Below are 22,983 nucleotides of genomic sequence, written 5' to 3'. Positions count from 1 at the left end.
CACCCCACTTGTTAGACACCATCTAACATTTGGAGGTGCAGTTTTTCTATGGCCAAGACGGTTGGTTTTTGTCGTAACAGGGCTTGTATCCTCGCTTGGAAAGCATAATAGCCTATAAAAATACATAAGATGGCATATGAAAAAACGTCTCACGCCGTAGTCACTCAGAAGACAGACCGCTTTTAGCGGAGGTTTTTCTTGCGAGAGAGTCGTACGATTCCAAGAAAGGTAGAAATCCGTTGTCGGCAGTTACAGAGACGTGAAGGAGTGGGGGAGTACATCATGCCCATCATCAAGGAGCAGGATAAATTCGTAATTTATGTTGTCACGTTATCCAGTTTAAAGCGCTACATGTCCATTGAATTTATCGGCGGGTCTTGCGGTTTCATCATCGCTCAAAAAGCACTTCAATCCGATCTGCTCGGCATGATTGGCAGCATCATTGCGCCGATGGCCATTCGCCGCGTACTGCAATGGCAGCAGTATAAATCCCAGAATCCCATGCGGTTTGGGTTGCGTGCACTCAACAAGCCGAGCGAGCTGAACCCTACATAAATCAAGCGAGCGAAAGCCACTTCCATCACAGGAAGTGGCTTTAGCGGCTCTATATCGACATTCCCGTTTCGGTCATCAGTGGTTAACACAGTTTCAGTTTTCTTCGGCTAACGTTTCTGCTTGTAAAACTCATGATACAGCTTCATCAGCGCCCGCTTCTCTATCCGCGATACATAGCTGCGCGATATGCCGAGTTCCTTGGCGATCTCACGCTGCGTCCGTTCTTCTCCGCCGGCTTCCAGTCCAAAACGACCAATAACAACTTCCTTCTCCCGGTCGTCCAATATATCGAGGTTCCGGTAGATCTTGCTCTTCTCAATTTTTAACTGCACGGCATCCACGATATCATCCGCTTCCGTCCCGAGGATATCGATAAGTGTAATCTCGTTCCCCTCTTTGTCCGTTCCAATCGGATCATGGAGGGATACGTCTTTTCGTGTCTTCTTCAAGGAACGAAGATGCATCAGTATCTCATTTTCTATACAACGGGCAGCAAATGTCGCCAGCTTCGTGCCTTTATTCGGCCTGAAGCTTTCAATCGCCTTGATGAGTCCTATCGTCCCGATGGAAATCAAATCTTCTAAATCCTCGCCGGTGTTATCGAACTTTTTGACGATGTGTGCAACCAGCCGAAGATTATGCTCAATTAGTTTATTACGCGATTGAGGATCGCCTTCGGCCATTCGCTGCAGATGTTTAGCTTCCTCTTCCTCGGTCAGAGGCTGGGGAAACGCGTTGTTTTTCACGTACGAAACGAGCAGGGTCAACTCTTTTATGAACAAAGCAATTGCGGTAAACAATCCAGGCACTTTAGGACACCTCCTGCGAAGTTACAATGCAACCGGCCCTTATCGCGCTCGGTCTCTCGGTCTTCTCATTCTATGTAGGCAACGGCCCAGAAGTGCCTGTACGAGGGAAAGTGATTCGTAAAAACGTTAAATCCCCGATATCTGTCCGACCATTCATAAAAGACGGCCCGCAATGATACACCATTTGATGTTTTAGTGATTCCTCAACCAAGCAATGGACAACCGCAACTAACGGCCGTTCTTTCACCACATACCAATATATCATGTTATAAATACAAGCTGTAATAAATAATAAATTGCGTTGTCGCAACGGTATATTCCTAAACTAGGACAAGCGGACCCACAGAATGATCGATAAGCCATTCACTACACCAACATAATATAACAGCCATAATTTTTATCAATATAATATATTGACATTAAATTGGTATGTAATTATATTAAATGTAAGCGTTTTATATAATGACCTAACCAAACGATTAACACCCTGAAGAATGGAAGGGAGAAGCTTACCATGTACACATCGGACTATTTTTCTGTATTGCATGATTTGAACCGCACGATAACCGAAGGCACCTCAGCTTATCCGAAGCTCGGACATATGTTCAAGAGCATGCTGGATAACACGCTGAGTTCGACCATTCAACGACAGCCCGACGGTACCACCTTTGTCATTACCGGCGATATTCCAGCCATGTGGCTTAGGGATTCGGCTGCGCAAATCCGGCCCTTCCTCGTTCCGGCGGGCCACGACGACAAGCTGGCCGATTTGATCGAGGGGCTCGTACGCAGACAAACGGCATTCATCCTGCTCGATCCATACGCCAATGCATTCAATGATTCGCCTTCCGGTCAAGGCCATCAGAACGACCGCACCGCCATGAATCCATGGCTATGGGAGCGCAAATATGAGATCGATTCGTTATGCTATCCCTTTCAGCTTGCTTACCTGTTATGGAAAGAAACCGGTAGGACCTCGCATTTGGATCACACGTTCCATTCAGCTGCCAGGGTCATTCTGGACATCTGGCGAACCGAGCAGCATCACGAAACCGATTCGCCGTATTACTTCGAACGCTTCGATTGTCCTCCAAGCGACACGCTGCCGCGCGGTGGAAAAGGGGCTGAAGTGGCTTACACGGGAATGACCTGGTCCGGCTTCCGCCCGAGCGACGACGCCTGTGCATACGGATACCTCATTCCGTCCAATATGTTCGCCGTCGTTGTGCTCGGTTATCTGGCGAAGATTTGCCGTGATGTCCTGCACGATCCCGAGTTGGAAGCGGAGGCAGAGAAACTTGCCGCTGAGATCCGTCATGGCATTGAGTCGTACGGCGTTCTTGATCATCCCGAATATGGCAAAATATATGCCTATGAAACGGACGGGATGGGAAACCATCTGCTGATGGATGACGCCAACGTCCCCAGCCTTTTGTCCATTCCGTATTTGGGTTATACAAGCGCTGATGACCCGGTCTATCAGAATACCCGTAGGTTCGTGCTGAGCCACGCCAATCCGTATTATTATCAAGGCACTGCCGCCGCAGGCGTCGGAAGCCCCCACACGCCGGATCGTTATATATGGCCGATTGCGCTGGCGATTCAAGGCTTGACGACCACGGATCGGGAAGAGAAACTTCGACTGCTGCGGCTGATGGCCGATACCGATGCAGGCACCGGCATGATGCATGAAGGATTTCTGGTAGACGATCCTGCCCGTTTTACCCGCCCATGGTTTTCCTGGGCTAACATGATGTTTTGCGAGCTGATCATGGATTACTGCGGCATTCGAGTCAAAGCGAATGATATCGGAGGAGGTCATCGGGATCACCATGGGAACCAATAGGAAGCTTCGCGGCTGGGTCATCGGATATCTGTTCATTTTACCGTCCATTATCGGCTTCAGCATTTTTGTCGCCTACCCCCTGTTGTCGTCCATGTATTACGCCATGACAGAATGGAGCGGGTACGATTCTCCCCGTTTTGTCGGATTTGAGAACTTTAGATACCTGTTCACCGAGGATCCGGCTTTTTGGCCTTCGATCCGGGCAACGTTTTACTTTGTGATGCTGAGTGTTCCTTTATCACTGATTCTAGGCTTGTTATTGGCCATGATGCTGAACAAAAACTTGGCAGGCATCAAATGGTTCCGCACGATCTTTTATCTTCCCGTTGTCGTTCCCTCCATCGCCACGCTCACGTTGTGGCAATTTATTTATGAGCCGCAATACGGTCTGGCAAATTCACTGCTAAGAGAGTTCGGACTGCCACCGGGCACTTGGTTGACCAGTGAAACGACAGCGCTTCCATCGATCGTGTTAATCGGTTTATGGCAGGTCGGATCCAGTGTCATCATTTTTCTGAGCGGTCTACAGTCGGTTCCCCAGGAAATGTATGAAGCGGCGGAAGTCGACGGCGCCTCCAGGTGGCGGATGTCGCTTAACATTACGCTGCCCATGATTACCCCGATCCTGTTCCTGCAGCTTATACTCGGCATCATCGGCGCATTCCAGGCGTTTAACCAGGTTCAGGTGTTGACCGGAGGCGGCCCGAACTTTTCCACCTCCCTGCTGAATTACAAAATCTATACCGACGCCTTCAATGGAAGAATGTTTGGTTATGCAATCGCGGAAGTGTGGGTACTGTTCGTCATCATCATGATCTTTACCGTAATTTCTTACCGGTACTCCAACCGGTTCGTTTATTACGAAAGCGACAAATAAGGGGGTAAGAAGTGATGCAAACGGAAGTATGGCCCAAACAACAAGGAAATCTGAATGCAGCGGACATACGCGTTAAACGAAGAGTACGGTTTAACTGGATTGATGCCTTTCGTTTTGTCATATTGGCTATCGGCGCCATTGCGATGCTGTTCCCCCTCTTGTGGATGGTTACCATTGCGCTGAAGAGCAACAATGACGTGTTCAAAATTCCGCCCGAATGGTTTCCGCGGGAATTTCATTGGTCCAATTTTGTAACCGGAACGAAGGAAATCAACTTTTGGCAAACGTTTGGCAACTCCCTGTTTATTGCGATTACCTGCACGATCGGGCAGATTATAAGCTCGGTTCTGGTAGGCTACGGGCTGGCACGGCTAAAGTTCCCGGGACGAAAGCTGTGGTTCTCGCTTTTTGTAGGAAGCCTTATGCTTCCCGGATTTGTAGGCATGATTCCCATGTTTAACCTGTACACCAGCATTGGATGGTATGATTCCTGGCTGCCGATCATCGTGCCCGCCTTTTTTGGAAACGCCACGTTCTCGTTCCTGTTTGTCCAGTATATAAGAACGATCTCCGTTTCATTTGACGAGGCTGCCAAAATAGACGGAGCATCTGACCTTTATGTGCTGCTCAAGGTGCTGGTGCCTATGTCCATGCCGGTCATCATAACCATGGTGATCTTTGCGTTCCAAGGGGCATGGAATCAATATTTGGAACCTCTGCTCTATATTATCGACCCAAGCAAATGGACGCTGTCACTGGCGATGGCTACCTATACGGGCACCTATGCGACAGCCTGGAATCTGTTTATGGCCGCGGATTTAATTTATATCCTGCCGATGCTGCTGCTCTTCTTCTTTGGCCAGAAGTTTTTTATGCAAGGGCTTGGCTCCATGAATTCCGCGGGTTTAAAGTAAAGCTTCCAACCGTATGGGAGGTGATGCCGATCCTAACTTGACTGAAGTAAAAACCATGTGATGTTCAGTTCATTAAATTTACCTTTTGGGAGGTCTTTCAATGAGACAGGGTGTTAGAAGGTGGGCCAGCGGAATCATCACTTTACTGTTATTTTCAAGTTTGCTAGCCGCTTGCGGCGGCAACAGCGGCGGAGGCTCCGGTTCGGCGAGCCCCGGGAACACGCCTTCCGGAGAAGCTAACGCCGGGTCCAAGAAACCCGTCGAAGTCACGATGATTACTTGGGAGTCGGCGGCCATGAACGAAAAAATCATGGCATCCATGAAAAAATTCGAAGAGGATAACCCCGACATCAAAGTGAAACTCATCCCTACACCATTGGACAATTACGGTGTCAAGATTAACGGAATGATCACGGCGAAGAAAGCACCCGACATCTTTATGACCGGCAACGACATGCTGCTCGATAATGCCGGCAAAGGACTTCTCTATGACTGGACGGAGCTTGCAACACAGGACAAAGCGTTCATGGAGGGCTTTTACGACGGCGTGGTAGACAGCTGGTACTATGAAGGCAAGTTGGTCGGATTGCCGGGCCTCTTGAACACATACGGCATTTTTTACAATAAAAAATCATTCCAGGATGCAGGCCTTCCGGAACCGAAGATTGGCTGGACCTATGATGAATTCTTCACGGCGATGGAAAAACTTTCGAGCAATCAGGGCGGCGTGCAGCAATTTGGTTATTACGCTCCCCTTGACCCCTTCCACGTCTCTCTCTATTCGGTATCCGCAAGCGGCGCTCCCTTCGCTGATGCCATCATCAATCCAACGAAGGTGGAAATCAGTGACCCGTTCAGAGAGGGAGTCGAGAAATATAAATCCGCCATTGCAAACGGTTACATGAATCCCCCTACCTTTGACTTAACGAATGCCATGAGTTCGTTCAAGCAAGGTAAAGTCCCGATGACCCTGCAGGGGCAATGGGTAGCCGATGATTTGATCCGTACGGCTCCGAAGGAATTGGAGTGGGGCTACGTGCCGATGCCGGTGGTAAACAGCCAGACCGAGATTTATGACGCTGTAGGCTGGTCCAGTCCGGCAACGCTCAAAAATCCGGAAGCGGTATGGAAAGTGCTCAAGTACCTGGATTCCAAAATGTACGAGGAAGTCCTCCCTTCAACCCCGGTGGCTCCTGCAGCCTATCAAGCATCTTCCGCAGCTTATTACGAAGCGCTGAAAGCGGCCGGACATCCTGAAGTGGGCGAAGGCCTTGATCATATTCTGAAATCCCAGAATACGCAGCCGGTTCGTTTCCTGTCGACATGGGCAGGCAAAGCGTACCCGTTCATAGAAGCATCATGGAAAAACATTCTGATGGGCAAAGCCCCAATCACCGAACTGGATGTGATGGCCGAAAAAATCAACAAAGTGATTACGACCGGCAAGTAGTAACCGGAACCGTGAAGCTCATGAAGCCGATCATGAATGGAACGGATCGGCTTCGAATTTGAAAATAAAGGAGGAACATTCATGTCACTTAGATCAGGTCAACTTTTCAGGTTTCTGGCGGTGCCTCTGGCTATCGCGCTTATGCTCGGTTCCATGCCGGGCATCGGATCGTCCAAAGCCTACGCCTATACCGCATCGGACGGGGATACTGCGATGAGAGCTTTTAACGATACATTCTGGGACCCGAACGCCAAGATGTTCTGGAAGGACTCGAAGCGAGAAAAGCATCAAGACTTCTGGGTGGAGGCAGAGCTGTGGGAATTGGTCATGGATGCATATCAGCATACCTCCGATCCTGCCTTGAAAGCCGAGCTTAAAACGCAGATCGACGATGTATATGACGGCACCGTCGCCAAGTACGGCCAAGATTGGACGAATAATCCCTTCAATGACGATATTATGTGGTGGGCGATGGGAAGCGCCAGAGCCTATCAAATCACCGGGAATCCAAGATATTTGAAGGCCGCAAAGGATCATTTCGATTTCGTGTACGATACGCAGTGGGATGAAGAGTTCGCGAGCGGCGGCATTTGGTGGCTGAACAGCGACCATAATACCAAGAATGCGTGCATTAACTTCCCGGCGGCGGAAGCTGCACTTTATCTTTACGATATTACAAAAGATGAGCATTATTTGAACGCGGCAACCAAAATATTCAGATGGGGCAAAACGATGCTTACGGACGGAAACGGAAAAGTGTTCGACCGTATCGAAGTTGAACATGGCGCGGTTCCGGATGCCACTCACTACAACCAGGGTACATACATCGGAGCGGCCGTCGGATTGTATGAAGCGACCGGAAATGCCGTTTACCTCGATGACGCGGTCAAGGCCGCTAAATTCACCAAGAATCACCTGGTGGATTCAAACGGGGTATTGAATTACGAAGGCCCCAACGGAGATCTGAAAGGCGGCAAAACGATCCTGATGCGCAATCTGGCCTATCTGCAAAAGACACTGGATGAAACCGGCCAGCACCCCGAATTCAGCGCTGAATTCGACGAATGGCTTGCATTCAATGTCGAAATGGCCTGGAGCCACCGCAATCCGGATCATATCGTGGATGGAAACTGGGCAGGACAGCTGCTGTCCGGGACCTATGAATCCTGGTCCTCGGCCGCTGCCGTTCAAGCTTTAAACGTTATCAAGCCGATGGAAGCGGAGCTTCGTTATGCCGTCAAAAACCCCTTTGAGAAAATCGAAGCGGAACGCTACAACATTGGGGCCGGATTCGTGCTGGAGGGTTCATTTGAAGGTTCACTGCAATTAGGCGGAATCCAGCATGGCTCTTATGCCGCTTACAAAAATGTGGATTTCGGATCAGACGGCGCGATCGGCTTCATTGCCAGAGCGTCTAGCGGAACGGGCGGAGGCCAAATTGAGATCCGGCTTGATTCCAAGGATGGCCCCAAAGTCGGGACCTTGAACGTAGAGGGAACGGGCGATTGGAATCATTATATCGATGCCGTCACCCTCCTTAAAGATGACCAGGGAGCGCCAAGCACCATAACCGGCGTCCATGATGTGTATCTTGTCTTCACCAAGACAAATGACGATTATTTATTCAATTTAAACTGGGTTCAATTTACGACGACGGACCCGACCGAAACCGACGCCTATGCCAAGCTGAAGGCCGGAAATTATGACAGCAGCGAAGGACTTAGTAAACATGCCGAGTTCGGATATTTGGACGGAATCCATCACAATGCCTATGCCTCTTATGAAGGAATTGATTTTGGAACTGGCGCGGCTGGTATCACTGTGCATGTGGCAAGCGGCAATCAAGGCGGCACGATCGAGATTAAATTGGACAGTCTAGATGGACCTACCGCAGGTGTCGTTCAAATTCCGGCGCTGGGAAGCTGGGATAACTGGGTCGATATCATGGCGAATATCGATGACACCCTCGCTGTAGGCGTTCACGATGTATACCTTGTTTTCAAGGGAGCGAATGACAGCGACTACCCTCTCAATCTGGAGTGGTTCACCTTTACCACCATGAAAGGAAAAGCAAGAGATGCTTACGAGAAGCTGGAAGCCGAAAACTATACGAATGGGGTAGGCTTCGGCAGAGAAACCGGCGGCGGGGAAACTTACTTAGCCGGGATGTTTGGTCCGAATAACCCTTATGCTATGTATAATTATGTCGATTTTGGCAGCGAAAGCCCTACCCAATTCCATGTCAACGCAGCCAGCGCCACGGCTGGCGGGACGATCGAGGTCAGACTGGACAGTCTGGGCGGTCCGGTCATTGCAACAGCCACCGTCTCAGGGACCGGAGGCTGGCAAAATTTCAAAGTTTTCTCGACGGATGTAACTACCCCTGTAACGGGAAAACACATTGTATTCATGTCTTTCAAAGGTGGAGACTGGTTATACAACTTTGATAAATTCACTTTTGGCGATCCGGCCGTATTTACGGAGCCTGCTCCTCCCACCATACCCGAAGAGGACGACGTTGCCCCGGGTGAGGTAGAGAACGTGCAGGTGAAGCGCGGTGAAGGAAACATAACGCTGTCTTGGGATGGTCCTTATGATATCGATGCTCAAAAAGTGCAAATTACGCTGCGGAGCAATGGACAGCAGGTCGGCGACGTCATCGAGGTCAATCGTGGTATTCAAACAGCGGTGATACAGGGAATCGAGGCGGGCAAGGATTACTCGCTCTTCATCCGGTCCGTTGATCGGTCCGGAAATGTTTCGCAGGGAGTCACCGTCGAGGTTACCGATGCTCCTTCCTTCACTCTGACCGCCAATGGCAAGAGCTTGGAGGATGGCGATTCTTTGGAGGATTACATGGTCCTCAGCTTCAAATTCACGGACACTTCCGCCATCCAATTTGCCGAAATAACCATCAACGGCAAAGCATATGCGCTGGATCCATTGACCAAGGACGCCATCGATATCGATCTGGCCGGTAATTTGGGCGACATAACAGCAACGGTTACGACTGAAGATCGCTCCGGTAACAAGCTTCATAAAACAATCCAGTTCCGGGTCATCACCAGCGTGCCTTCCATGAAACAATTAATCGCCCGATTCGCGGATTCAGGAGATGTAAGCGGAGCGATCATTCCTCAGCTGACCAACGCTCTTAACCAGGTACAGCATCAATTGGATCTGGGAAGAGTGGATCATGCCGTCAAGCATATGCAGAATTTCACTAAGCACCTGAATAAAGAGCCGATGGGACGCAACGTCAGCGATCAAGCCAAAACGGTATTAAATACCGATGCGAACTCCCTGCTCGAAGATTGGCAGGATGGCTTGGAGTAAACCTAAAGCGCTATAGCGGCAACCATGCTGACATGTAAAAAAGTGACTCCTGATGATTCAGGAGTCACTTTTTGCTTTATTTCACCTGCACCCATTGTCTGTTGCGGCCCATAAGCGCGATGACCTGTTACAAGTAGTACCTGATAAGAAACGGCTAAGTAATATACCCGTCACAAGTCTTTAGCTGCTTAACCGATCAAACAACCAGTCGTAAGAATATCGGCCGCTGATTTCATGTGACCCGGGGAACAGATCGGTTCGAAGCTTCTCCTCCGCACCGGTACGCCGATATATTTCCCTGAGCTCATGAGCCGCGGCTTCAAGGCCGGCAGCCGGAAATATCCGATCATGGGTTCCCGACTCCAGAAACAAGGGTCTAGGAGAGATCAGCCCCATCCATTCCGGCAGTTCGGCATGGTTCAGCATGCCGGGGATATAATTACATACACAGTGCTGCACCGCCATAATGCTGTCCTTAAAAGTATTGGGATATCCCGCAAGCACGGCAGCCCGTATCCGTTCATCCAGCGCCGCGCACAGGAACGAGATAAGCCCGCCTCCCGAAAAGCCCATGATGCCGATTCTGTCGGCCTGAACCTCGGGACGCTCGGCCACATAATCCAATGCCTTTAGCGTCTCGGCTGCGCGGAGACCGGCGAGTGTCTTGCCATGCATCATCAGCCCGGTGGACAGCCGGTGGCAGGAGTTCGGGGCATCCGGATTCCGCGCGAGATCCGCCGCAAGGCGACGCTCACCGAAACCGGCTACATCCGGAGCGATCACCACCATGCCCCGTCGTACCAACTGGACAGCGAAATGCCGATGTAAACCAGATGCATCAGGATCGCTTGAGCCGTCCTGCTTCAGCCCTACAATCTCCCTGCTGCCATAGCCATGACCATGAACAGCGACGGCTGCTGGCATCGGCTTCCCCTGATTCCCTTCCGGAATTAATACATACGCCGGAAAGGATACACCTGGTACGGCGGATAGCTCCACCCTCTCCCGAATATATCCGTCACACGGCTCCTGTTCGAGCAGCACAGGCTTATGCCTGTCATTGGATTCGAATTCGCCGATCAATTGCCGAAGCGTCTGCTTCAAATACCCTTTGCGCTCTTCGGCACTCATGGCAACCTGCCTGTCTTTCGTTCGTCCCATGGCTTCGTTATACATGGACTCCAGCAAAGCATCTGCGCGCCACATCCCGTACTCACCGCCTTCTTAATTACCAGACTGACCATAGCTACGCTGATCTGCTTCGCCATCTCTTACGTCCTGTTCCTCCGACAGGAGATTAGAGGCCGGTCCTGATCTTTAGGTTATACGAACAAGCTCATCTGAATTTTTCAGATGAGCTTGTTTTTTTGCATGAATGCTCAAGGTATGCTGCTTTGTCCTACGTTCCCTGCACGTTCGCTTGCGACAGAAATCCGATCTTCTGCAGCCAGCCCGCGCACAGGCCCGTCCATTGCGAAACACTGGCATCTTCTTCCGCAAGACCAAGACCATGCCGGCCCTCAGGGAAAACATGAAGCTCAAACGGGATGCGCTGCTCGCTTAGCGCTTTGGCATACATGAGGCTGTTCTCAACCGGAACCGCGCCGTCGTCCGCGGTATGCCACAGAAAGGATGGCGGGGTCTGCGGTTTCACCACGCGCTCGAGAGACAACGCATTTCTCAACTCTTCCGGCGGGTCATCTCCCAGCAGCTTGGACATGGAGCCCTCATGGTAATAATTCTTAAAAGAAATGACCGGGTAACACAAGATGGAAGCGTTTGGGCGGGAGCTCTGCCGGTCCACAGCATCCACGGCCTCCGGGTTTCCTTCATCGAAATGCGTACTGGCGCTCGCGGCTAGATGTCCGCCTGCCGAGAACCCGAGGATTCCGATACGGTCCGGATCGATATTCCACTCCTTGGCGTGATGCCTTACAAGCCGCACTGCACGCTGGGCATCGCCCAGCGGATAGGGATGGCGATAAGGGGCAACCCGGTAATGAACGACAAAGGCCGATAGCCCAATCGAATTCAGCCACACGGCAACCGGATCACCCTCATGATCCGCGCGCTGCTGGTACCCGCCGCCCGGAAGCACAAGCACGGCCCCGTGAGGCGTGTCCTTTTGTAATAGATAAGGTGTCATGTAGGGTGTGAATTTCTCTTCCACCGACTCATGTCCGGGGATATCCTGTTCCCAAAGCTTCATCATATCCATTCCTTTCTGTCTTCATATCAAGTCTATTAGTCATTTCTTCATTTCCTTCAGCTTTATGCACTCAGAGACCAAGCAAATCCAGTCTCAACGGTGTAAACGTATCCAAAAGGGCGGAGGGTTCCAGTGCTTTTACCCCATGCTCCGCCCCGCCGGGAATGACGATGGTATCTCCCTGACGCACCAGAGTTGTCTCACCGTTGATATAAAATTCGATGGCGCCCTTCAGACAGTAACTCATCTGCTCATGGGGATGGCTGTGCAATGCACCTTCCGCCCCTTCTTCAAAATGCACCTCCATCATCATTAGCCCGGTTCCGGGTTGAAACACCTTCCTTGATACCCCGGGCTCCGCTTGTTCCCAAACTCCGATTTCCGCCATGATCCTCCTCCTCTGCTAATCCAAGCACCAAATTTTCGCGTTCATCGATTCATTAAATTAAAAAAACTTCATAACTTCTTCGCCGAAGGGTCTATGTATTCCTATTATCGATGTCATAAAAATTCAGAGAGTCATTTCAACTGATTGATCCTATATATAGAAGTCTTGATTCGTATATCATCTACCCGTGCCTGCTCGTAGAGATGAGAACACAGAATCAGAAATACTCAGCTTTCGTTCCTGCACCCCCCCGAGCTCATGCAGCGAATAGCGGATAAGAATTGCCTGCGTTCCCGCATTCATATCCCCCTCGATCTCTCCTTTGCCCAGTGGAACCGCCTCCGGCATGTCAGGATAATACTCACCTTGCTTCACTTGGGCCACATTCGGTGCCGGCGGGGAATGATCGATTTCCCTGGAAAATCCGCCGTCCGCCCGCTTGAGCCGCGCCATATTCCGCAAGGTGATTTCCGCGATCTCCAGAACGTCCTCTTCCGGGACGCGCAGCTTCATCGAGGTCAGGAGGCTGATCGGGTTCCGGATATAACACATGTCAACGGCCTTCTCGTTCCGCAGAGCGTGCAGCAGGGAACGGTATATTTCCGGCGTCCGCGGCAGGGGAGCCTGAAACTGGTTATAGAATGTCAACAGCTTGAAAGTTCCCGATATTCGCACATAAGGGGTGCCTTCACCCCACAACCCTGTCACGGGGTCTTGTATACTCGCAAAATAAGAGAGAGCTTTAGATAAGAACGGCTCCCGATCCGCAGGCGTCATCTGATTTAAATAGGGGGCCGAGTTACACAGCCGGTCGCAGCCGCGCCAGCTGTTCGCAAGACTGATCGAACGCAGCCACTCCGCATAAGCCTCAGGAGAACGGCAGTATGCCGGAGCCATATTCCGATTGCCCGGCAGCGGATGCAAAGGGGCTGCACCCAACTTTCGGAGTGCTCCTACGCTGTAGCCAAGTGCACGTCCCACCATCACATCGTCTTTTTTCATCCTGGGATCGGCATCATAGAAATACCCCGCCCTAGGGTCTTGCTTCGACTGGAAAAAACGCACGATGCCCGTCTTAATATCATCGGCCAGCCTTTGCTGAAGCCCGCAGCGCTCGATAATGCCCAATGCTTGCGCCGTCGATTCGATGTCCGGCGTGAACGCATCGGAATCCCTTGAACTGCGGGCATAATAAAAGCCGCCGGAAGCAGCGTCATATTGTCCTTCGAGCCATTCGAAGAAACCTTCAAACAACCCGTCGCCATCCGTCAGAATGTCCTCTAATCTCTTTGTCATTGCCCTATCCCTTCTTTCAGCTGCTTATGACGTTATATGAAAAATTCCGAAAAATCACCCTGCCCTTACCGACGGCATCCAGTCCGATGCGGAGGCTCTGAAACCCGCCAAACGTATTGTGATGGAATCCTGAAACATCCGCCACTTTGTCATACCGGAGCCATTCCAACCCATCGAAGCTGTAATAGAATGAAACGATATGCGCATCGTTAACCAAACGCAAAAATGCCCTGCGCTGATCATTCGGCATCGTGCCGTAGCCCTTAAATGACCGGAAATGCCGGACCCCGCGCTCGTTGACTCCCATCCCGAGATATGCCGTATCGTTATAATAGAGCAGCAGACGTCCTTCTGCCGGGCCCTCCACGATGATCTCGACCTCTGCTGAATAACGCTTATGGCCTGCCATGTTGAGCAGCGGAGAAGCTTTTGCCTCCTCGGATGCCGCCTCGGCTACCAATTCATGATTCCTCGGATGGAACCGGGCGGAAGGCTCCACGCCTTCGCACTGCCAATGCAAACCCAGCTCAGTTCCAGCAAAGGTATCCCTGAATGTAACACCTTGATTCACAGCATTTATTTCACCTTCATCATGCGGCCGATCGTACTCGCCAATAAGTCCCTCACGACCTTCTGCAGCACGAAACCATCCGTCTGAAGTCCATTCGATCGGTTCGAGCAAGGTCTGCCTGCCCAGCGAATGGAACCCGCCCGCATAAGCATGGTAGACCATCCACCACTGGCCGTCCGGGGAGTCGATCAACGAGGCGTGTCCTTTGGACCACCAGGGCTCATCCCTGGATTCCGTATGAACAATCGGGTTGAACGGAGAGTGCTCCCAAGGTCCCCATGGCGTTCTGGATCTTGACGACACGGCCATATGGCTTGTGGGCGGTCCAGCTGTCCCCCCAACTGCCACCGTCAGATAGTAATATCCATCGTGAACGGTAATCTTCGGCCCCTCCAGACTGTAAGCCTCCACGACCCAATCGTCCGGATACCGCCAGCCGTTATACACATGCCTCACTTCGCCTGTGACCGCGAGTCCGTCCGCCGTTAGCTCTACAAAATCACCGCCCGACATATGCAAATAACGCTTTCCGTCCGGTCCTACCGTGTGCCCCGGATCAATTCCTTTGATCCCCAAATGGATCGGTTTGCTCCACGGTCCCGTCGGACTGGATGCCGTTACGACCCAGTTCGTTCGCGCTGCCGGATAATAAATATAATACATGCCGTTATACGCCACGAATTCCGGCGCCCATACGTCCCCCTCGTATTGGGGCAATGCTGCCCCAACCCGGCTCCAATTTAGCAAATCACGCGAATGCCAGATGACGAGACCTGGCGTCAGCTTGTAGGAGGAATGTGTCATGTAATAATCCTCGCCAACCCGGATGATCGACGGGTCGGCATAATTGCCAGCAATGATCGGTGCATACTGTTTCTTTTCCAACACGATCCCTCGCTCCTCTCTATCCCTTGATTGAACCCAGCAGCGCACCCTTCGCAAAATGCTTCTGCAGGAACGGATATACGCACAGAATCGGCAGTGTGGCAATGACAATGACCGCCATCTTCACCGTCTGCTCCGGCGGCCGGACAAATTCGTCCATGCCGGAGGTGTCTGCCGCCAAACCGCTGGCAAGGATGACAATCTGCCGCAGGATGACCTGCACGGGCCATTTGGCTGCATCATTCAAGTACAAAATCGCCGACATATACGTGTTCCAGTAGGTAACCGCATAAAAGAGCGATATGGTCGCAATAGCAGGCATCGACAGCGGAATCACGATTCGGAACAGGATGCCCCAATCGCCGGCCCCGTCGATCTTTGCGGATTCCTCCAATCCCTCAGGCAGGTTCTGAAAGAAGTTACGCATGATGATGAGATTGAAGGCATTGATCGCCGTCGGGACAATCAGCGCCGCATACGTATCGATCAGCCCCATCTCCTTCACCACGAGAAACGTTGGGATCATTCCTCCGCTGAACAGCATCGTGAACAGAACCATGAACATGATGAAATTACGGCCATCCAGATCCCTGCGCGACAGTCCGTATGCCATCAAGCAGGTTAACAGCATGCTGAACAAGGTACCCAAAAAGGTGACGCCCACGGAAACGCCAAGCGAGCGAAACACCGTATTGGTTGAAAACACATATTTGTAAGCATCAAGCGACCATACGGTCGGAAACAGGACAAACTGCTTCTGCGCCAGCTCCGTCACGGTTGTGAAGGATCCGGCGATGACGTGCAGGAAAGGCAGGATGGTAACCAGGCCAATGATCAACAGCAGCGTATAGTTCACGATATCGAAGATTCGGCTCGATATCGTTTTATCTTGTACCATAGCGGTCCACCTTTCTGTAGTTAATAGATGCCTTCTTCTCCCGCTTTTTTGGCCAGCCAATTGGCCAGCATCACCAGAATAAGACCGATCAGCGATTTAAAGAACCCGACCGCCGTGCTGAAGCTGAACTGACCTTGCTTCAGACCTGCGGTATAAACATACGTATCGAATATCTCCGCCACATTCCGGTTCATTGAGTTTAAGAGGAGATAGATATGTTCGAACCCAAGTTCCAGCACATCGCCGATTTTCAAAATCAACAAAACGACGATCACGCTTCGAATCGAAGGGAGCGTAATATGCCACATTTGCCGAAAGCGGCTGGCCCCGTCGATCCGGGACGCTTCGTATAAACCGGGATCAATCGCCGCCATGGCAGCCAAATAGATGATCGTCCCCCAGCCTGCCTCCCGCCAGATGATCTGCATGACATACATCGGCCTGAACCATTCGCTGCTCATCAGGAAATTGATTTTTTCGAATCCGGCCATAACCAGCAATTCATTAATGATTCCGCGATCCATCGAGAGCATGACAAACGAAATGGATACGATGATAACCCAGGACATGAAGTGGGGAATGTACACCAGCGTCTGGATAAAACGTTTAAACACTTCGCGCCGAACCTCGTTGAGCATTAAGGCAAGAATGATCGGCACGGGAAAATAGAAGGCCAGGTTCAAGAAAAACAGCAGCAGCGTGTTGCCCAAAATCGTGAAGAACATCGGCTCGGTAAACAGCCGCTCAAAATGCTTGAGCCCCACCCAGGGGCTGCCCGTAACGCCTAGATAAGCCTGATAATCCTGGAAGGCTATAATCAATCCCGACATCGGGATATATTTAAAGATCAGGAAGTATAAAAATCCCGGAAGAATCATGAGGTAGATCGCCCGGTTTTTTATGATTCTCCTCATTCGACCGGACTCCGGTATTTTGGGGGCGCTCTTGCTCATCCCGGTCTTCACTGCGGTTTCGCTCATGATCTCAGACTTCCTTTCTATCCCGAAGCCTGCCGGAGACTGCAGCATCGCAGTCCCCGGCCATTCGGGATGCTGGCATGTTCGTTATTTGGATGATTCGTAGGATACGTTGAACTCATCGATGATTTGCTGACCGCCGCTCTTAAGCCAGTTATCCACGACCGCCTGGAATCCGGCCTCATCGATATCGCCAAGCATAAATTGATACGTGCCGTCTTTAATCATCTCCTGCAGCTGTACACCTTTTTCGTTAAACGTCTTGGAATCCAGCGAAGCCGAAGGATCCTCAATAAGATAATCATTGTTCTCCATGATCATTTCCTCTGATTTCGCTTTGACAGGGAGCATATGCTTCGGTTCATAAAATCCCTCGATCGTTAAAGGCCCCCCAACCTGCATCGCTTGATAAGGCTTCACTTCGCGATCGGTCAGCTTGGTGTCCTCCGAAGGGATGACCTTGCCTTCCTCCAGCTTGTGATGCTGTCCTTCAACTCCCCAATAGATGAGGTTGCCAAGCTCCGGGCTCATCAACTGATCCATAAAGGCCAGCACATCTTTCAGTTCCTCTTCTGATTTGATAGCTGTTTTCGGAAAGAGAATCACCGAGCCATAGCCGGGAACCGACCAGATTCCGAAGCCATTCGGTCCTCCTTCGATTTTATTCTGAACATCGAGTTCCGCATCCGGATTCACTTCAACGACCTTGGGATGCAGGCTGGATACGTCCCCCATCGCTCCGATATATACACCCGACTTGCCAGTAATGAACAGATTTTGTTGGTCCGTTTTGCTGGTAACCGGGAAATCCTGATTGATCAGGCCTTCCTGGTGAAGCTTCTTGAAGAATTTCATCGTCTCCATATATTCGGGGAACATAAACTCGGGAGCCAGTTTGCCGTCCTTCTCGCCCCAGTTATTCGGTGTGCCGAGCCACGAGCTTATCGTTTTGAATGCGCCGTAGATCAGGTCATTCCGGTCCGTCAGCGGAATGGTGTCGTCTTTGCCGTTGCCGTCAGGGTCCTTCTCCTTAAACTGCTTCAACATATTATAGAATTCGTCCACATTGGTCGGGGCGCTGAGTCCAAGCTTATCGGCCCAATCCTTGCGGTAAATGATGCCCTGACGCGACAAAGGCACTTCACGGTATAGCGCATAAATTTTGCCGTCCACCGCCGTGTTCTTTAACACTTCAGGTTTCAGCTTGCTGAGGTTCGGGTATTGATCCAGCAATGGCCCAATCTCCCAGAATTGCCCGTTGCGGATCGCATCCCGCATATTTACAAGCGAGGCGGCATTCTTCAGGTACGTCACCTGCGGCAGCGTTCCGGTTGCAAAGGATGCATTGACCTTTTCATCATAAGTTCCGTCCGGCACCCACTGAATGTCAAGCTTGGTACCTGTTTTCTCTTCCAGCAGCTTCTCAATCATGTCGGAGGGAACTTCAGGGGTATGGAGGTTGGCCATAATCGAGATGGTTACCGGCTCGCCCTTGTTCTCGCCCTGCGCTGGACTGCCATTTGAGCTGCCGGTTGCTGCAGGGGCGGAGTTGCCGCCACAGCCCGCCAACAAGGATAAAGCGGTTACAATTGCCAGGATGGTACTGGCTTTATTCTTCTTCATCTTCTGACCTCCGTTTTAAATTTGAATATGGACTGACAAGAAACAGCTTAGATGACGGAAGTCTGGTACGTATATAATCCTCAGATTGGATATGGGAAGTTCGGTCGCGCCCGGGATTTAATGGAGTGGAATCAAATCTAATGATTATGTTGTCCATGAGATTGCTCGCGCCATGGCACAACAAAAAAATACCGCCGGGGAAATCAATCCCTTAGCGGTATTTCTCATGTAAATAGGGTCCGACCGTGCTTCGGTATGAAGCATTATATTCCTCGATAATCCGCCTGCCCCCCTCTTCCAGCCAACGATCGATCTCAGCCTCAAATCCCTGCTCATCGATCATCCCTAGCATAAATTGATAGGTGGCATCCCGCATGCGTTCATTCAATCTGACGCCGATCTCATTATACATCGGAGACTCCAGCGGTGCGGTGGGATCATAGATGAGGAAACGCTCATTATCGTAAATTAGCCGCTCGGCCTTATCCTTCGCCTGATTTAGAGTAACCGGCTGCAGCATGCCCGGTATGGTGCTGAAGCCTCCGGCCATTAAAGCCTGATAGGGCTTTACATCCTTTTCCCTTAGTTCAAATGCATCCACCGCCATCGCTTTGCCATCCTGAACGGTATAATGGATCCCTTCGATTCCCCAATACATCAGGTTTGCAAGCTCGGGACTCATCAGTGCGTCAAAGAAGGAGAGCACGCTCTTCAATTCCTCTTCCGTAGCAATCGCGGACTTCGGAAACAAGATCACCGTCCCGTACCCCTGTGAAGCCCATATCCCGTACCCTTCCGGCCCGAGAATCCGATTCTGAACGTCCAGCACGGCCTTGGGATCATTCGCCAGCAGCCTTGATTCCAGGGACAGTACGTCCCCCATCGCACCGATATAGACTCCAGCTTTTCCCGTTACGAACAGCTCCTGCTGGTCGGTCTTGCTGGTAATCGGGAAGTCTTCATTTATCAATCCTTCGCTGTGAAGCTTCTTGAAGAATTTCATCGTTTCCATATACTTCGGGAAGACGAATTCCGGCTGCAATGAATCGTTATACCATCCCCAATTGTTCGGAGTTCCATAATAGGAGCTAATCGTCTTGAAAGCCCCATAGATCAAATCGTTTCGGTCCGTCAAACCTATGGTGTCATCGATACCGTTGTTGTCCGGATCCTCATATGTAAACCCTTTCAACATTTCATATAATTCATCAAGCGTTTCCGGTGCCGGTAGTCCCAGTCGATCTGCCCAGTCCTTACGGTAGATGATGCCTGAACGGGCTAAGGCACGTTCCTGATACAGGCTGTACAGTTTACCATCGATGGCCGTATTCTTCAGAACCTCGGGCTTCAATCTCTGCAAATTCGGATAGTCCTTAAGATACGGGCCGATTTCCCAGAATAGCCCGCTCCGAATCTCATCCCTGAAATAGGACAAGGATGCGGCATTCTTCAGATACAGTGCTTGCGGCAAAGTCCCTGTTGCAAGCGAAGCAAATACCTTCTCATCATAACTCCCGTCGGGTACCCACTGAATGTTCAGCTGAACGCCCGTTTTTTCCTCGATCCATTTCTCGATCCGATCGGAGGGAACTTCGGCGGTGTGCAGGTTGGCCATAATCGAAATGCTGGTTGTGCGATCAGAAGGCGTACTTCCGCCATCCGCTCCCGATGATCGGGCCATGCTGATGCATGCAGCCGATACCATCAGAATAGCGAGTGTAAGAATGACATAGTTTGACAGACGGGTCATCAATCCGTTCTACCTCCGTTCCCCCATGTTTCTCGCGGATCCTATGTGTTTGAAATGATCATAACATATGTACATCTTTTTTCATGACAAGTCATGATGATCAAATACAGTGATTATTCTTTTCGAAATGATTATTGAATGTAACCCGGGTTGCCCATACAATGATTATACACTTTGTTAAACAGGAAGGTGTATCTATTGCATCCAAAAAGTAGCTATTATTCTAAAATGGTCCTGTTCGGCTGCATCATCAGCATCATTCCTCTTGTGGCCCTCGGCTTCTTCTCGTTCATGAAATCATCCACCTCCGTTCAAAACCACGTCAACAGCAGCAATATCCAGATTATGAATCAAACCAACAGCAATCTCGAACAGGTGCTGCGGACCGTGGATTATACACTGAATTACGTCATTAATTCCAATATTCTGCAAAGCGCGTTGTATCGGCCCCTGTCCTACTATGACTTCCAATTGTATAACAAGCTGAGAGAAGAGATGAGTCTACTGCAATCTCCCGAAACGAAGGTTACGGACGTCATCCTTGCGAATACGACAACCAACTGGCTGATCAATAACCGGGGCATGTACGAATTTAATGAATACGCTTCCAGAGATGCGCTGCTGACGCTCATGGAGCTTCATGGGAACTCCAATTGGGTGATGCTTGAAACGGAATCCCTCGGGTCCAGCGATACACTCAGTTATGCCTGCCCCTACACGATTGCGCTTGTGAAGAAAATGCCGCTCTCTTCCTCCAGCGCCCGGGGTGTCGCGCTCGCCACCATTCCCAGCTGCAGTCTCGCCGCTATGATGGATACCCCTTCCGAATCCCGGGAGGTAATGGTTCTGGACCACAATTACCGGATCGTCGTACATCCCGAGCAAGGAAAGCTCGGGCAATATCTGACCGATACCGGGTATGAGGAGGCGGAGCTGGGCCATTTTGACAATAAATCGGGGCAGTTCGAGACGAGGATCGACAACAAGCCGGTATCCGTTACGTACGTCCGGTCCGATTTTAACGGCTGGTTGTATGCCTCCTTTACCGAAATGTCCGCCATTACGAAGGAGTCCCGCTCCATCGGCTGGTTTACCCTGTATATCTGCATGCTGATGATCGGTTTCAGCATTCTGCTGGTGTGGCTTGGAACACGGAAAATGTACACGCCCATCCGGCACATTTTTGAAAATATCGTGGAGCGTTTGCCGGAAATCCAAGCCAACAAAAAGAGCGAGCTGCAAATCATCGACGAACATATCCGGGACATGTTCAATTCGAACACCAAGCTCCGCAGCGAGCTTCGGCAGACCAGCCAGCAGGTACGCACCTTTTTCCTCCATAAGCTGTTTCTGGGCAAGAGCAGTCCGCCCGAAGTGATGGAGCAGATCGAGCTGTTCGGCTTCAAGGAGCAAATATCCGCTTGGGAGCATCTGGCGGTATTTACCCTTCAGATCGATATGCTGGACGAAACCCGCTATGAACGCAAGGATAGTGATCTGCTGCTGTTTGCCATCAACAATATCATTGAGGAGATGATCCCCTCCTCCCATCGTCTCCCCTCTGTCATTATCGATCTCACGCAGGTTACGCTCATCGGACGAGGCGGTATCACGCTGGAAGCATTCAACGACTATATCTATACGTTATCGGAGGAGATCCAGAAGACGACGCGCAATTTTCTCGATCTGGAGGTCAGCATCGGCATCAGTTTGCCTTACGAGAACCTATCCAAAACGGCACGCGCTTACCAGGAAGGGCTCGAAGCCCTTAAACACCGCATCAAGCTGGGGACCGGTGTCATTATCCCTTATTTCAGCCTGAACTCGGGCAAGCACACCCGGGTCTATTTCTACCCGATGCAGGTGGAGAACGAGCTGATTGATGCCATCAAGCTGGCTGATGAAGATCGGGCAGTGGAGCTTCTAAAGCAGTGGCTGCACGAAGTGTTTCGGAAGGATCGGACCCCGCATGATTATCAAATCTCGCTCATCCGGCTGTTAAATGATCTGATGATCGTGATGCAGGAGAACGGAATCATGCTCGAGCAGCTCGACATCCGGGACAGCTCTCTCGTGGAGGAGCTTCTTCGGCTCTACACCAATCACGATATTGAAAGCTGGTTTAAATCCCGCATCATCCGGCCGATGGTCAGTGTATTCCGGGATCGCCAGGACTCTCAATACCAGAATCTCTCCGAGCAGATGATCGAGATCATCCGCAATGAGTTTGACCGTAATATTACGCTCGAGGAATGTGCTTCGCGCCTCCATTACAACAATTTTTATCTAAGCAGCGTGTTCAAAAAAGAAACCAATATGTCCTTCAGCGAATACCTGTCCCAGTACCGCTTCAAAATGTCCAAGAAATGGCTTGTCGAAACCGATATGCCCATTAAGGATATTGCGGAGAAGCTGAGTTACAACAATTCGCAGAACTTTATCCGGTCCTTCCGCAAGCTGGAGGGGATGACGCCTGGGCAATATCGCAGCAAATACAAAACCGGACAATAAACCTTGTAAAACGGCATCAGATTACCAAAAAAGGTCACCTGTGTCCCGTACTATTCCTGCTGGAGAGAATCTACAATTAGAATAGTAA

Annotated in this window: 17 protein-coding genes; 7 read left to right on the top strand and 10 right to left on the bottom strand. The window is 50.7% G+C overall.

The genetic code is table 11. From position 1 onward, the window contains the following. Positions 1 to 282 precede the first annotated feature (282 nt). The gene (locus CRG97_RS08760; protein ID WP_237566344.1) at positions 283 to 555 is read left to right on the top strand and encodes a hypothetical protein; all 273 of its coding nucleotides are present in this window, start codon (positions 283 to 285) and stop codon (positions 553 to 555) included. 107 nt (positions 556 to 662) lie between these two features. Here the strand turns inward: CRG97_RS08760 and sigK are convergent, their stop codons facing one another. Beyond that, positions 663 to 1,364 (bottom strand): RNA polymerase sporulation sigma factor SigK, encoded by a 702-nt coding sequence (gene sigK / locus CRG97_RS08755; RefSeq protein ID WP_006208952.1) that lies wholly within the window; start codon positions 1,362 to 1,364, stop codon positions 663 to 665. A gap of 514 nt (positions 1,365 to 1,878) precedes the next feature. Here sigK and CRG97_RS08750 point away from each other — a divergent pair. From CRG97_RS08750 to CRG97_RS08730, 5 genes are all read left to right on the top strand, one after another. Beyond that, the gene (locus CRG97_RS08750; protein ID WP_098742662.1) at positions 1,879 to 3,210 is read left to right on the top strand and encodes a glycoside hydrolase family 125 protein; all 1,332 of its coding nucleotides are present in this window, start codon (positions 1,879 to 1,881) and stop codon (positions 3,208 to 3,210) included. Continuing rightward, a complete protein-coding gene (locus CRG97_RS08745; protein ID WP_098742661.1) occupies positions 3,197 to 4,087 on the top strand; it encodes a carbohydrate ABC transporter permease in 891 nt (296 codons plus the stop codon). The genes CRG97_RS08750 and CRG97_RS08745 overlap by 14 nt, the downstream gene beginning before the upstream one ends. 14 nt (positions 4,088 to 4,101) lie before the next feature. Next, the gene (locus tag CRG97_RS08740; RefSeq protein WP_098742660.1) at positions 4,102 to 5,001 is read left to right on the top strand and encodes a carbohydrate ABC transporter permease; all 900 of its coding nucleotides are present in this window, start codon (positions 4,102 to 4,104) and stop codon (positions 4,999 to 5,001) included. A 100-nt stretch (positions 5,002 to 5,101) separates the two neighbouring features. After that, positions 5,102 to 6,451 carry an ABC transporter substrate-binding protein gene (locus CRG97_RS08735; protein WP_098742659.1) on the top strand — a complete coding sequence of 450 codons (1,350 nt, stop codon included), beginning with the start codon at positions 5,102 to 5,104 and terminating at the stop codon, positions 6,449 to 6,451. Between the two features lie 81 nt (positions 6,452 to 6,532). Then, positions 6,533 to 9,787, top strand: coding sequence for a carbohydrate-binding protein (locus CRG97_RS08730; protein ID WP_098742658.1), 3,255 nt, complete (start codon positions 6,533 to 6,535; stop codon positions 9,785 to 9,787). A gap of 180 nt (positions 9,788 to 9,967) precedes the next feature. Here CRG97_RS08730 and CRG97_RS08725 read toward each other — a convergent pair whose 3' ends face one another. The 9 genes from CRG97_RS08725 to CRG97_RS08685 all read right to left on the bottom strand — a co-directional run bounded on the left by CRG97_RS08725 (position 9,968) and on the right by CRG97_RS08685 (position 20,384). Beyond that, positions 9,968 to 10,993: a dienelactone hydrolase family protein gene (locus CRG97_RS08725; protein WP_098742657.1), complete on the bottom strand. Its 1,026-nt coding sequence runs from the start codon at positions 10,991 to 10,993 to the stop codon at positions 9,968 to 9,970. Between the two features lie 193 nt (positions 10,994 to 11,186). Then, entirely contained in the window at positions 11,187 to 11,996 is an 810-nt protein-coding gene (locus CRG97_RS08720; RefSeq protein ID WP_098743088.1) for an alpha/beta hydrolase, read from the bottom strand. A gap of 70 nt (positions 11,997 to 12,066) precedes the next feature. After that, entirely contained in the window at positions 12,067 to 12,384 is a 318-nt protein-coding gene (locus CRG97_RS08715; protein ID WP_098742656.1) for a cupin domain-containing protein, read from the bottom strand. Positions 12,385 to 12,561: 177 nt separating this feature from the next. Next, entirely contained in the window at positions 12,562 to 13,680 is a 1,119-nt protein-coding gene (locus CRG97_RS08710) for a hypothetical protein (protein WP_098742655.1), read from the bottom strand. Between the two features lie 16 nt (positions 13,681 to 13,696). Further along, the gene (locus tag CRG97_RS08705) at positions 13,697 to 15,136 is read right to left on the bottom strand and encodes a family 43 glycosylhydrolase (RefSeq protein ID WP_098743087.1); all 1,440 of its coding nucleotides are present in this window, start codon (positions 15,134 to 15,136) and stop codon (positions 13,697 to 13,699) included. 19 nt (positions 15,137 to 15,155) lie between these two features. Continuing rightward, positions 15,156 to 16,034 carry a carbohydrate ABC transporter permease gene (locus CRG97_RS08700; protein WP_071222846.1) on the bottom strand — a complete coding sequence of 293 codons (879 nt, stop codon included), beginning with the start codon at positions 16,032 to 16,034 and terminating at the stop codon, positions 15,156 to 15,158. 20 nt (positions 16,035 to 16,054) lie between these two features. Next, the gene (locus CRG97_RS08695) at positions 16,055 to 17,014 is read right to left on the bottom strand and encodes an ABC transporter permease (RefSeq protein WP_098742654.1); all 960 of its coding nucleotides are present in this window, start codon (positions 17,012 to 17,014) and stop codon (positions 16,055 to 16,057) included. Positions 17,015 to 17,098: 84 nt separating this feature from the next. Further along, positions 17,099 to 18,634 (bottom strand): extracellular solute-binding protein, encoded by a 1,536-nt coding sequence (locus CRG97_RS08690; RefSeq protein ID WP_098742653.1) that lies wholly within the window; start codon positions 18,632 to 18,634, stop codon positions 17,099 to 17,101. Between the two features lie 211 nt (positions 18,635 to 18,845). Further along, positions 18,846 to 20,384 (bottom strand): extracellular solute-binding protein, encoded by a 1,539-nt coding sequence (locus CRG97_RS08685; protein ID WP_098742652.1) that lies wholly within the window; start codon positions 20,382 to 20,384, stop codon positions 18,846 to 18,848. Between the two features lie 198 nt (positions 20,385 to 20,582). On the opposite strand from CRG97_RS08685, the gene CRG97_RS08680 reads away from it, so the two are divergent. Next, on the top strand, positions 20,583 to 22,895 hold the full coding sequence (locus tag CRG97_RS08680; RefSeq protein ID WP_202618891.1) for an AraC family transcriptional regulator: 2,313 nt from the start codon (positions 20,583 to 20,585) through the stop codon (positions 22,893 to 22,895). Positions 22,896 to 22,983: the final 88 nt, after the last annotated feature.

This window comes from Paenibacillus sp. EZ-K15, assembly GCF_002573715.1.
GTDB lineage: Bacteria > Bacillota > Bacilli > Paenibacillales > Paenibacillaceae > Paenibacillus_AQ.
This window is presented reverse-complemented; position numbering and strand designations above follow the sequence as displayed.